This is a genomic window from Streptomyces narbonensis, from assembly GCF_014649015.1.
GTDB classification, from domain to species: Bacteria; Actinomycetota; Actinomycetes; order Streptomycetales; family Streptomycetaceae; genus Streptomyces; species Streptomyces narbonensis.
Window position 1 is genome coordinate 239,599 of record NZ_BMSF01000006.1, and the last position, 12,064, is coordinate 251,662.

General features: G+C 72.3%; 10 protein-coding genes. 8 read left to right on the forward strand and 2 right to left on the reverse strand.

All coding sequences use genetic code 11. The features are described 5' to 3' along the window. Positions 1-56 precede the first annotated feature (56 nt). Positions 57-1,343 (forward strand): acyltransferase family protein, encoded by a 1,287-nt coding sequence (locus tag IE124_RS13800; protein ID WP_189508010.1) that lies wholly within the window; start codon positions 57-59, stop codon positions 1,341-1,343. 9 nt (positions 1,344-1,352) lie between these two features. Here IE124_RS13800 and IE124_RS13805 read toward each other — a convergent pair whose 3' ends face one another. Together IE124_RS13805 and IE124_RS13810 are read right to left on the reverse strand one after the other, a co-directional pair. Continuing rightward, on the reverse strand, positions 1,353-1,745 hold the full coding sequence (locus IE124_RS13805) for a PIN domain-containing protein (RefSeq protein WP_189508011.1): 393 nt from the start codon (positions 1,743-1,745) through the stop codon (positions 1,353-1,355). Continuing rightward, positions 1,742-2,029, reverse strand: coding sequence for a hypothetical protein (locus IE124_RS13810; RefSeq protein ID WP_189508012.1), 288 nt, complete (start codon positions 2,027-2,029; stop codon positions 1,742-1,744). Before IE124_RS13810 ends, IE124_RS13805 begins: the two co-directional genes overlap by 4 nt. A 91-nt stretch (positions 2,030-2,120) precedes the next feature. On the opposite strand from IE124_RS13810, the gene IE124_RS13815 reads away from it, so the two are divergent. The 7 genes from IE124_RS13815 to galK all read left to right on the forward strand — a co-directional run bounded on the left by IE124_RS13815 (position 2,121) and on the right by galK (position 11,993). Continuing rightward, positions 2,121-3,926, forward strand: coding sequence for an ABC-F family ATP-binding cassette domain-containing protein (locus IE124_RS13815; protein WP_189508013.1), 1,806 nt, complete (start codon positions 2,121-2,123; stop codon positions 3,924-3,926). 135 nt (positions 3,927-4,061) lie between these two features. Next, the gene (locus IE124_RS13820; RefSeq protein WP_189508014.1) at positions 4,062-5,933 is read left to right on the forward strand and encodes a PQQ-binding-like beta-propeller repeat protein; all 1,872 of its coding nucleotides are present in this window, start codon (positions 4,062-4,064) and stop codon (positions 5,931-5,933) included. A gap of 13 nt (positions 5,934-5,946) precedes the next feature. Then, positions 5,947-7,830 carry an outer membrane protein assembly factor BamB family protein gene (locus tag IE124_RS13825; RefSeq protein ID WP_189508015.1) on the forward strand — a complete coding sequence of 628 codons (1,884 nt, stop codon included), beginning with the start codon at positions 5,947-5,949 and terminating at the stop codon, positions 7,828-7,830. A gap of 147 nt (positions 7,831-7,977) precedes the next feature. Continuing rightward, the gene (locus tag IE124_RS13830) at positions 7,978-8,664 is read left to right on the forward strand and encodes a response regulator transcription factor (RefSeq protein WP_189508152.1); all 687 of its coding nucleotides are present in this window, start codon (positions 7,978-7,980) and stop codon (positions 8,662-8,664) included. Between the two features lie 148 nt (positions 8,665-8,812). Beyond that, on the forward strand, positions 8,813-9,856 hold the full coding sequence (galT, locus tag IE124_RS13835; RefSeq protein WP_189508016.1) for a galactose-1-phosphate uridylyltransferase: 1,044 nt from the start codon (positions 8,813-8,815) through the stop codon (positions 9,854-9,856). Then, positions 9,853-10,848 (forward strand): UDP-glucose 4-epimerase GalE, encoded by a 996-nt coding sequence (gene galE / locus IE124_RS13840; RefSeq protein ID WP_189508017.1) that lies wholly within the window; start codon positions 9,853-9,855, stop codon positions 10,846-10,848. The genes galT and galE overlap by 4 nt, the downstream gene beginning before the upstream one ends. Continuing rightward, complete coding sequence (gene galK / locus IE124_RS13845; protein WP_189508018.1) at positions 10,848-11,993, forward strand: galactokinase; 1,146 nt, start codon at positions 10,848-10,850, stop codon at positions 11,991-11,993. The genes galE and galK overlap by 1 nt, the downstream gene beginning before the upstream one ends. Positions 11,994-12,064: the final 71 nt, after the last annotated feature.

Sequence of the window (12,064 nt, forward strand, 5' to 3'; positions counted from 1 at the left end):
CCGGTTGAGTACGCGCGCCCTGTCGGCGCCGCGCCCCCGCGCGGGACCGTACCCCCATGGGAATCAGCGCTCGCGAACTCGCCGCCGCCACCCCGGCGACCCGGGACCGGTACGTGGACCTGCTCCGGGTCGCCTCGCTCGCGGTCGTCGTGCTCGGCCACTGGCTGATGGCGGCGGTCACCGTCGACGGCCAGGTCGGGAACCTCCTCGCCGTCGTACCGGAGCTCCAGGTCATGACCTGGGTCTTCCAGGTCATGCCGGTGTTCTTCTTCGTCGGCGGCTTCTCGCACGCCCTCGCCCACCGCTCCCGGCCGCAGTACGCGGCCTTCCTGCGGGCCCGGCTCCAGCGGCTGCTGCGGCCGACGATGGTCTTCGTCGGCGTCTGGGGCGCCGCCGCGCTCGTCCTCCAGCTGGCCGGCGCGGACGGCGGGCTCGCCGGGGTCGCGCTGCGGCTGGTCACGCAGCCGCTCTGGTTCATCGGGATCTACCTGGCGATGGTCGCCTTCACCCCGCCGCTGCTGCGGCTGCACGAGCGGTACGGCTGGGGCGCGTTCGCCGGGCTCGTCGGAGCGGCCGTCCTCGTCGACGTCCTGCGGTTCGCGGCGGACGTGCCGTTCGTCGAGTTCCTGAACTTCGCGTTCGTCTGGCTGGCGGTCCACCAGCTCGGCTTCCTCCGCGCCGACGGCGTGATCCGCCGGCCCGCCCTGCTCGCCGGCACGGGCCTGCTCGGCGCGACCGCGCTCGTCGCCCTCGGCCCGTATCCGCTGTCGATGGTGGGGCTGCCCGGCGAGGAGGTGTCGAACATGGCCCCGCCGACCCTCGCCCTGCTCTGCCACGGCCTGTGGCTGGTCGGCGCGGTCGAGCTCCTGAAGGGCCCCGGCGCGCGGCTCGTCGCACGCGCCGGGGTGTGGCGGACGGTGGTCGCCGCGAACGGGATCGCGATGACGGCGTTCCTGTGGCACCTGACGGCGATGCTCGGGGTGTACGGGGCGATGCTCGGCCTCGGTGCGGAGCTGCCCGTCCCGGCGACCGGCTCCTGGTGGGCGCAGGTCCCCCTCCGCTTCCTCGCGGCGGGCCTTCTCACGGCGCTGCTCGTGGCCGCCTTCCGTCGCTTCGAGGCCCCGGTCCCGGCGGTCCCGGCGACCGGCGAGGGCGGCCCCGTGGCGGCGGCCGGCATCACGCTCGCGCTCTTCGGCGTCCTGGGTCTCTCGCTGACGGGCTTCGCGGGACTCCTCGACGGTCACACGGCGACCCTGATCGCCGTCCCGGTCACCGCCCCGGCGGCCGTCGGCCTCGCCCTGGCGGGCTGGCTGCTGGTGGAGCGGGCGGGCAGGGACGGTTGACCACCGGGGTCAGTCGTCGAGCCGCTCGTCGTCGATGTCCACGGTCACCGTCCCGGGCGGATACAGGTCCGCACGGTCCGTGAGGATCAGGTCAATGGTGGGACGGTGAGGCGCGGGCAGCGCGGTGTACAGGGCATGGCAGACGTCGGGGCCGCCGAACCCGCCGCGGACCATTCGCGCGACGGTCACGGAGGCCACCGTGTCGAGAGGGACGACGTCGATGCCGGGGAGTGCGAGGGCCGCGTCGCCCGCGCCTTCGTTCTGAGTCTCGGCCTCGAGCAGGCAGAGGGCGGGCACCTGGAGGTGGCGGAACGGTGACGCGGCCGCGTTGTCGGCGACTCGCTGGAGCTCGCGGTGGCCGCCGGCCAGGGCGAGCACGGCCGAGGTATCCAGGATGATCACGCCGCCGTGCCCCCGAAGGCGCGGCGGGCGTTCTCGGCGGCGATCTCGTAGACCTTGTCGAGGGCGTTCGGGGTCGCGTCGAACTCGTCGTCGGTAAGAGTGGAGTGCATGCGCTCGCGCATGATCCGTCGGCTCTCGGCCACCTTCTCCCGCGCCTGCGCTTCCGTCAGCTGGGACGTGGCCAGTTCCGTGACGAGCGCTCCTATCGTGGTGCCCCGCTCGCGCGCCAGCGAGGCGAGGTGGTCGCGCGTGGTGTCCGGCACCTTGATCGTGGAGTCAGCCATGGCACCAAAGTACACCCGGGGTATACCGGAGGTGTACTTGTGGCGGCAACGTACTCTGGGACGTCGATCGTTCCCCCCTACAGGAGTCAACGTGGCCGTCAACCTCGTCAATGTCGAGGCCGTCACCAAGGTCTACGGCACCCGTGCCCTCCTTGACGGCGTCTCGCTCGGCGTCTCCGAAGGGGACCGGATCGGGGTCGTCGGGCGCAACGGCGACGGCAAGACCACCCTCATCCGGATGCTCGCGAAGCTGGAGGAGGCCGACACCGGCCGTGTCACGCACAGCGGCGGGCTCCGCCTCGGGGTGCTCACCCAGCACGACTCGCTCGACCCGAAGGCCACCATCCGGCACGAGGTCATCGGCGTCATGGCCGACCACGAGTGGGCCGGCAGCGCCAAGATCCGCGACGTGCTCACCGGCCTCTTCGGCGGGCTCGACCTGCCCGGCTTCGAGCAGGGCCTCGACACCGTCATCGGCCCGCTCTCCGGTGGCGAGCGGCGCCGGATCGCGCTCGCCAAGCTCCTCATCGAGGACCAGGATCTGCTCGTCCTCGACGAGCCCACCAACCACCTCGACGTCGAGGGCATCTCGTGGCTCGCCAAGCACCTCCAGGAGCGCCGCTCGGCGCTCGTCTGCGTCACCCACGACCGCTGGTTCCTCGACCAGGTCTGCACCCGCATGTGGGACGTGCAGCGCGGTGACGTGCACGAGTACGAGGGTGGTTACTCGGACTACGTCTTCGCCCGCGCGGAGCGCGAGCGCATCGCCGCCACGGAGGAGACGAAGCGGCAGAACCTGATGCGCAAGGAGCTGGCCTGGCTGCGGCGCGGCGCCCCCGCCCGCACCTCCAAGCCGCGGTACCGCATCGAGGCCGCGAACGAGCTGATCGCCGACGTGCCGCCGCCGCGCGACACCTCCGAGCTGATGAAGTTCGCCAACGCCCGCCTCGGCAAGACGGTCTTCGACCTGGAGGACGTGACCGTCACCGCCGGTCCCAAGACGCTCCTCCAGCACCTCACCTGGCAGCTGGGCCCCGGCGACCGCATCGGTCTCGTCGGCGTCAACGGCGCGGGCAAGACCTCACTCCTGCGCGCGCTCGCCGACGCGGCCGTCACCCAGGGCGAGACCCAGCCCGCCGCGGGCAGCGTCACGGTCGGCAAGACCGTCCGCCTCGCCTACCTCTCGCAGGACGTCACCGAGCTCCCCGGCTCGCTGCGCGTCCTGGAGGCCGTGCAGCAGATCCGCGACCGCGTCGACCTCGGCAAGGGCCGCGAGATGACGGCCGGCCAGCTCTGCGAGCAGTTCGGCTTCTCCAAGGAGAAGCAGTGGACGCCGGTCGGCGACCTCTCCGGCGGTGAGCGCCGCCGCCTCCAGCTGCTGCGCCTGCTGATGGACGAGCCGAACGTCCTCTTCCTCGACGAGCCCACCAACGACCTCGACATCGAGACCCTGACGCAGCTGGAGGACCTCCTCGACGGCTGGCCGGGCTCCATGGTCGTCATCTCCCACGACCGGTTCTTCATCGAGCGCACCACCGACAAGACGCTCGCTCTGCTCGGCGACAAGACCCTGCGGATGCTGCCGCGCGGCATCGACGAGTACCTGGAGCGCCGCCGGAAGATGATCGAGGCGGCCGTCCCGACGCCCGCCGCCGCGGCCGCGCCGCAGAAGCCGGGCGTCTCCGCCGCCGACGCGCGCGCGGCGAAGAAGGAGCTGCAGAAGGTCGAGCGGCAGCTCGACAAGGTCTCCGAGAAGGAGACGAAGCTGCACGCCAGGATCGCCGACAACGCGACCGATTTCGAGCTGGTGGCGAAGCTCGACGCGGAGCTCAGGGAACTGGCCGGGGAGCGCGAGGAGTTGGAGATGCGCTGGCTCGAACTGGCCGAGGACGCATAACCAAACGCAAACGAGCCGCATAACAAGGGCATCACAGGCCGGTCCTCCCTTGGGCACAAGGGGCGGACCGGTCGCTTTTGCGCCGTCGCGTGAGTGGTAGAAAGAAAAGTCGCTCACGTCTAGGGGGAACCGCTGATGACCCAGCCGCCCAGCAACCAGCCGCCGGGGGGCTTCGGAGCCCCCCAGGATCCGAACCAGGTCCCCGGCCAAGGCATGCCGCCCGTCCCGCCCGTCCCGCCGCAGGCCCCGCCGGTGCCGCCGCAGGCCCCGCAGGCCGGCGCGCCCGGTCCGTACGGCCAGCAGCCGCCGCAGCCCGGTTACGGATATCCCGCCCAGCCCGGCCAGCCGGCCCAGCCCGGCCCGTACGGGCAGCAGCCCGGCCCGTACGGCTACCCGCAGCAGCCCGGCCAGCCCGGCCAGCCCGGCCAGCCCGGCACGTACGGCCAGCAGCCGGGCCCGTACGGTCAGCAGCCCGGCCCTTACGGCGGTGGTTACCCCACGCAGCCCATGTACCAGGGCGCGCCCACTCCGCCGCCGGCCTCCGGCGGCGGTGGCCTCAAGGGCCGGACCGGTGTCGTCGCGGGTGTGGCCGCCGTGGCCGTCCTGGTCGCCGCCGTCACGACCTGGGCGGTCGTCGGCGGCGGGGACGACGAGAAGGACCCGATCGCCCAGCCGACCGCGACGGCCTCGGCCTCCGCGTCGGAGTCCGCCGCCCCCAAGCCGAGCGAGTCGGTGGACGAGGGCGACGGCTCGGGCGACGGCCGCGGTGGTGACGACGACCTCAACGCCGGCCGCAAGCCCGGCGAGGCGAAGGTCAACTGGCTGCTGAAGAACAACGTCGACCTGCCCCGCAACGGCTCCGACGTCCTCGGCCCGTGGATCGTCGGTGACGTCGTCGTCAAGGCGATGTACAAGAGCATCGACGGCTACAGCCTGAAGGACGGCTCCCTGAAGTGGCACGTCGACGTGCCGTTCGAGCTGTGCGCGGCCCCGCCGGCCCCCTCCACCGGCGGTTTCATGGTCTTCGGGCACAACGACAGCGCCAAGGACGGCGCCAAGTGCCTCGGGCTCCAGCAGGTCAACCTGAAGACCGGCAAGGTGGGCTGGAAGAAGTCCGTCCCCAAGCCGACCGGCCTCTTCGCCTTCTCCGACAACACCCTGGCCATCAGCGGCAACACGGTCACCGCGGCCGGTTCCAGCACCGCCTACGGCTTCTCCCTCACCGACGGCAAGCAGCTCTTCGCGAGCCCCGCCTCCGGCTGCAAGCCCTTCGCCTACGCGGGCGGCAGCAAGCTGATCGCCGCGATGGACTGCCCCTCGGGCAGCACGACGAAGAAGATCCACGCGGTCGGCGAGGTCAACCCGGCCACCGGCAAGCCCAAGTACACCTTCCAGCTGGAGGCGAACTGGGAGGTCGACAAGGTCTACTCGGTCGACCCGCTGGTCGTCTCCGCCACCCAGCGCGAGCAGAAGAAGTGGACCATCTTCGCGCTCGACGCCAAGGGCAAGCTCCGCTCGCAGATCCAGGGCGGCAAGGACAAGTTCGCCCCGTCCTGCGGCGGCAGCTTCGTCATCTTCGGCAAGAACCTCCAGGGCTGCACCGGAGTCGCCGCCGACGCCAACACCTTCTACATGGCCACCGAGACCTCGTACGGCAAGCCCAACGAGGTCGTCGCCTTCGACCTGAAGACCGGCAAGCCCAAGTGGCGCTCCAAGGCGCCGGGTGAGCAGCAGATGATCCCGCTGCGCATGGACAGCGGTCAGGTCCTGGTCTACGTCGACGCGTCGTACGACAAGGGCGGCGCCGTCGCGACCATCGCCCCGACCGGCGGAGCGCCGAAGATCGTGCTCCAGCACCCGGCCTCGACCGCCGAGATCGAGGGCAACTTCTACGACCCGGGCTACGCCTACGGCAGCGGCACCTTCGTCGTGACGAGCGGACGCGTCTCCGCCACGAACGACAAGGAAGAGAAGCAGGTCAAGACGATGATGGCCTTCAGCAAGTGAGGGATTCGGACCGATGACGCAGCCACCCCCGCCCCCGCCGAACCAGCCCCCGGATCCCCAGGGCGGCTTCGGCGCGCCCACGCCCCCGCCGCAGGCGCCGGGTTACGGCTACCCGCAGCAGCCCGAGCCGGGTTACGGCTATCCGCAGCAGCCCCCGCCGCAGCAGCCCGAGCCGGGTTACGGCTATCCGCAGCAGCCCCCGCCGCAGCAGCCCGACCCCGGTTACGGCTACCAGCAGCCGCAGCAGCCGCAGTCCCCGTACAACTACCCGACGGCCCCGCTGGGGGCACCTCCCGGGCCGCAGGGCCCAGGGGGACAGCAGCCGGTCCAGCCGCCGTACGGCTACCCGGCCGCGCCGCCGCAACAGCCCTACGGCGGCTACCAGACCGCCCCGGTCCCGGCCGTGGCGCCCGGTGGCAAGAAGCTGTCCGTGCAGCTCCAGATCGTGATCGCGGCGGCCGTCGCCGTCGTCCTGATCGTCGGCACCGGCATCTGGTATGCCAACTCCGAGAGCGGCGATGGCAAGAACGAGCAGCCGTTGAGCTCGGCGGGCACCGCGCAGGGCGGCTCGCAGGGCGGCTCCGGCGGCGGGTCCCAGGGGACCGGCGGGGGCGGCAGCGAGAAGGCGCCGGCCGAGACCCAGGCGAAGCTGGCCTTCCAGCTGCCCAAGCCCGGGGTCCCGGACGTCACCGACGTCTCCGGCTCGTGGGTCACCGACAAGGCGTACGTGAAGACGGGCGTGAACTCGCTCGTCGCGTACGACCTCACCAAGGGCACCCCCGCCTGGACCCTGCCGCTGACGGGGCAGATCTGCGGCACCTCGCGCCATCTGACGGCCGACAACAAGCTGGCGATCCTCTTCGAGGCCACCAAGCGGGTCCCGCCGCGCTACTACCAGCAGTGCACCGAGGTCGGTGTGGTCGACCTCGGCACCGGCAAGCTGCTCTGGTCGACCTCGGTCACCGGTGGTTCCGCCGGCGACCAGAAGGCCAGGTTCGGCGAGGTCACGATCAGCGGGAAGACGGTCGCGGCCGGCGGCAACGACGGGGGCGCGGCCTTCGACATCGCCAACGGCAACCCGCGCTGGAAGCCGCAGGCCAACGACCAGGACTGCTTCGACCTGGGGTACGGCGGCGGCGCGGGTCTCGTCGCGGTCCGCAAGTGCGGTCCGTACGACTCCCAGTACGTGCTGATCCAGAACCTCAACCCGATGACGGGAGCGCCGCTCTCGCAGTACAAGATGCCGTCGGGCGTGAAGTACGCGTCGATCGTCTCCACCAAGCCGCTGGTCGTCGCGGCCGACGTCGGCGACAGCGCCGGCGACGGCAGCGGCATCTCGGACTTCTTCTCCCTGGACGAGAAGACCGGCAAGCTGAAGGCGAAGATCACGGCGGACCCCGACCAGTACGCGGGCCGCTGCCGCTCGACGAAGGTCGAGTCCTGCACGAAGGTCCTCGTCGGCAACAACCGCCTGTACGTGCCGACCGAGGAGCACGAGGGCGCCAGCGGCGAGTACGGCGACGAGACCAACGAGGTCATCGCCTTCGACCTGGCCACGGGGCGGACGGCGCCGGAGAAGGCGGACGCGGGGGACAAGTACACGCTGGTCCCGCTCCGCATGGACGGCGGCAGCCTCATCGCCTACAAGGCCCCGCCGTACAACAAGGGCGGTCGGGTCGTCTCGATCGACGGCGTCACCATGAAGGAGACGCTGCTCCTGGAGAACCCGGCGGACGCCACGGTCAACGACATCGAGAACACCTTCTCTCCGGACTACTCGGAGATCCTGTACCGCGACGGAAGGCTGTTCATGTCCGCCATGATTCTCTCCAAGCCGCGGGCGTCGGCATCGCCGGCCGACAAGGAGCCTCTGGCGGTGTCGTACAGCACCCGCTGACGCCCTCGGAGCACTCGCCGCGCGGCCCGGCGCATCGGTTCACCCGATGCGCCGGGCCGTTTGCGTGGCACGTGGGCTGGTGAGGAATTCGAGGTCGAGCGGGCCGTGCCGGGTGTCGGCGGGCCCGGAGGATGGGGGATGACCGGGATGGGCGTACGCCTCGTGGTGGTCGACGACCACCGACTGCTCGCCGAGGCGCTGGCCTCGGCGCTGAAGCTGCGAGGGCACCGGGTGCTCGCGGCGGCGGCGCCGGTGGCGGGTGCGGCGGAGCTCGTGGTGGCCCGGGCGCCGGAGGTCTGCCTGCTGGGCACCGCGGCCCCGGCCGAGCCCGGCGCCTTCGACGTGGTCGCCCGGATCAAGCGGGAGAGGCCGCAGGTGGCCGTGGTGGTGCTGGGCCCGGTGCCGTCGCCGCGCGGGATCGCGGCGGCCTTCGCGGCCGGGGCCTCGGGATACGTCCGGCACGACGAGCGCATCGAGGGCGTCGAGCGCGCTCTCGTGAAGGCCCGGGCGGGGGAGACGGCGGTGGCGCCGCAGCTGCTCCAGTCGGCGTTCGCGGAGCTGCTCAACCCGTCGGTGCGGCAGGACGACGAGGGGCAGCGGCTGCTGCGGCTGCTGACGCAGCGGGAGGTGGAGGTCCTGGTCCGGGTCGCGGAGGGGGAGGACACCCGGCTGATCGCGGCGGGGATGCGGATCGCGCCGAGCACGGCGCGGACGCACGTGCAGCGGGTCCTGATGAAGCTGGGCGTCGGTTCGCGTCTGGAGGCTGCGGCGCTCGCGGCCCGGACGGGGCTGCTCGATCGGGCGGTGCCGATCCAGCGGGGCGCACTGCCGTAATCCTTCGATCACTTGTCCGTACGTACGGACGCGCGGGCGTCCGGCGGGCGGTCGCGCGGATGTGCGGGCGGGCTTCGGCATTGACGGCGATGTTCGGATGTGATTCTTTGTGCGTGGTTCTGTTTGATCCTGCCCGGAGGGCACCCCCGTGAAGAAGACCGTCACCACGCTCGCCGACGGGCGCGAGCTGATCTACTACGACTCCCGCGACGACACCGTCCGCGACGCCGTCGACCCGCGCCCCCTCACCCCCGTCGTCTCCCGCTCGGAGATCCGGTTCGACGAGCTCACCGGCGACCCCGTCGCCGTCGCCTCGCACCGGCAGGCCCGCACCTACCAGCCGCCGGCCGACGCCTGCCCGCTCTGCCCCGGCCGGGACGGCCGCGAGAGCGAGATCCCCGCCGCGGACTACGAGGTGGTGGTCTTCGAGAACCGCTTCCCCTCCCTGTCCGGCGGCGTCGGCCGCTGCGAGGTCGTCTGCTTCACCGACGAGCACACCGCCTCCTTCGCCGACCTCACCGAGGAGCGGGCCCGGCTCGTCCTCGACGCCTGGACCGACCGGACCGCCGGACTCTCCGCGCTGCCCGGCGTCGAGCAGGTCTACTGCTTCGAGAACCGCGGCCAGGAGATCGGCGTCACCCTGCCCCACTCGCACGGCCAGATCTACGCCTTCCCGTACGTGACGCCCCGCACGGCCCAGATGCGCCGCCGCCTCGACGAGCACCGGGCCGCGACCGGCCGGAACCTCTTCGACGACGTCGTCGCCCGGGAGCTGGCCGACGGCGAGCGGATCGTCCTGGAGACCGAGCACTGGATCGCCTTCGTGCCGTACGCGGCCCACTGGCCGTACGAGGTCCACCTGCACCCCAGGCGCCGGGTGCCCGACCTGCTCGCCCTCGACGAGGCCGCCCGCACAGAGTTCGCACAGGTCTACCTGGAACTCTTGAGGCGCTTCGACCGGCTCTTCGGCCCGGACGAGCCGCCGACGCCCTACATCGCCGCCTGGCACCAGGCGCCGTTCACGGACGCGCGGCGCGAGGACTTCGGACTGCACCTGGAGCTTTTCACCGTCCGACGGGCCTCTGGCAAGCTGAAGTTCCTCGCGGGCACCGAGTCCGGCATGGGCGCGTTCATGAACGACGTACGGCCGGAGGACGCGGCCCGACGCATCCGAGAGGTGGCGAGCAAGTGACCACGACAGCCGAGAAGTACCTGGTGACCGGCGGGGCCGGATACGTGGGCAGCGTCGTCGCCGCCCACCTCCTGGAGCGGGGCCACCGGGTCACCGTCCTCGACGACCTCTCCACCGGCTTCGCCGAAGGCGTCCCGGAGGGCGCCGAGTTCATCGCGGGACGCGTCCAGGACGCCGCGAAGTGGCTGGACGACTCCTACGACGGCGTCCTGCACTTCGCCGCCTTCTCCCAGGTCGGCGAGTCCGTCGCCAAGCCGGAGAAGTACTGGGAGAACAACGTCGGCGGCACGATGGCCCTGCTCGCCGCCATGCGCACGGCCGGCGTGCGCCGGCTCGTCTTCTCCTCCACCGCCGCGACCTACGGCGAGCCCGAGTCCGTGCCGATCCCCGAGTCCGCGCCGACCGCGCCCACCAGCCCGTACGGCGCGAGCAAGCTGGCCGTCGACCACATGATCGGCGGCGAGTGCGCCGCCCACGGCCTGGCCGCCGTCTCGCTGCGCTACTTCAACGTGGCCGGGGCGTACGGCTCGCTCGGCGAGCGCCACGCGCCCGAGTCGCACCTGATCCCGCTCGTCCTCCAGGTCGCCCTGGGCGAGCGCGAGGCCATCTCCGTGTACGGCGAGGACTACCCGACCCCGGACGGCACCTGCGTCCGCGACTACATCCACGTCGCCGACCTCGCCGAGGCCCACCTCCGCGCGCTCGACGCCATGACGGCGGGCGAGGTGCCGGCCGGTGAACACCTGATCTGCAACCTCGGCAACGGCAACGGCTTCTCCGTCCGCGAGGTCGTCGAGACCGTCCGTGCGGTCACCGGGCACCCGGTCCCCGAGATCACCGCCGCCCGCCGCCCCGGCGACCCGGCCGCCCTGGTCGCCTCGGCCGACACCGCCCGCGAGCGGCTCGGCTGGACGCCGTCCCGCCCGGACCTCGCGGACGTCGTCGCCGACGCCTGGGCCTTCGCGCGGCAGCGGGCGGGGGTGCGGCCGTGATGTCGACGAGTGTCGCCGCCGGCTTCGAGGCGCTGTACGGCGCTGCCCCCGACGGGGTGTGGGCCGCCCCCGGGCGGGTCAACCTCATCGGTGAGTACACCGACTTCAACGACGGCTTCGTGCTGCCGCTCGCGCTGCCGCACACCGCCGTCGCCGCCGTCTCCCGCCGGGACGACGGCATCCTCCGCCTGCACTCCGCCGACATCGACGGCGGGATCGTCCAGCTGCACGTCGAGGAGCTCGAACCGCTCTCCGGCGGCGGCTGGGCCGCCTACCCGGCCGGAGTCGTCTGGGCGCTGCGGGAGGCCGGGCACCCCGTGACGGGGGCGGACGTCCACCTCGCCTCGACCGTGCCGACGGGCGCCGGGCTCTCCTCCTCGGCGGCCCTGGAGGTCGTCACGGCGCTCGCCCTCGACGACCTCTTCGGCCTCGGACTCACCCGGCCCGAGCTCGCGCGGCTCGCCCAGCGCGCGGAGAACGCCTTCGTCGGCGTCCCCTGCGGCGTCATGGACCAGATGGCCTCCGCCTGCGCGGAGGAGGGACACGCCCTCCATCTGGACACCCGCGACCTCTCGTACCGCCAGGTCCCCTTCGACCTGGCCCGCGAGGGGCTCCGGCTGCTCGTCGTCGACACCCGGGTGAAGCACGCGCTCGGGGACGGCGCGTACGCGGAGCGGCGCGCCGGCTGCGAAGCGGGTGCGCGGGCGCTCGGCGTGCGCGCCCTGCGTGACGTGAGCTCCGTGCATCTGCCCGAATCGCTCGCACTCCTGAGCGATGAGACGGTTCTGCGCTACGTCCGGCACGTCGTCACGGACAACGCCCGGGTGGAGCGGGTGATCGCGCTCCTCGACGCCGGGGACACCCGGGCCGTCGGCCCCGTCCTCACCGAGGGCCACGCCTCCCTTCGGGACGACCTCCGTGTCTCCTGCCCCGAGCTGGACCTCGTGGTCGAGGCGGCGAACGCGGCCGGGGCCCTCGGCGCCCGGATGACCGGCGGCGGCTTCGGCGGCTCCGCCGTCGTCCTCGTCGACACCGCCCGGGCGGAGGCGGTCGCCGCCGCCGTCGGGAAGGCCTTCGCCGAGGCCGGGTACACGGCTCCCGGGATCTTCCCGGCCGTGCCCGCGGGGGGCGCGCGCCGCCTCTGAGCCCCGCCCACCCCCGCCCATCCCCCGTCGTACAAACGGACGACTTCACACAGTTCCGCCAAACGGCCCCC

Coding starts and splice junctions, on each gene's coding strand:
- IE124_RS13800 (WP_189508010.1), top strand. CDS start 57: ATGGGAATCAGCGCTCGCGAACTCGCCGCCGCCACCCCGGCGACCCGG.
- IE124_RS13810 (WP_189508012.1), bottom strand. CDS start 2,029: ATGGCTGACTCCACGATCAAGGTGCCGGACACCACGCGCGACCACCTC.
- IE124_RS13820 (WP_189508014.1), top strand. CDS start 4,062: ATGACCCAGCCGCCCAGCAACCAGCCGCCGGGGGGCTTCGGAGCCCCC.
- IE124_RS13825 (WP_189508015.1), top strand. CDS start 5,947: ATGACGCAGCCACCCCCGCCCCCGCCGAACCAGCCCCCGGATCCCCAG.
- IE124_RS13830 (WP_189508152.1), top strand. CDS start 7,978: ATGGGCGTACGCCTCGTGGTGGTCGACGACCACCGACTGCTCGCCGAG.
- galK (WP_189508018.1), top strand. CDS start 10,848: ATGTCGACGAGTGTCGCCGCCGGCTTCGAGGCGCTGTACGGCGCTGCC.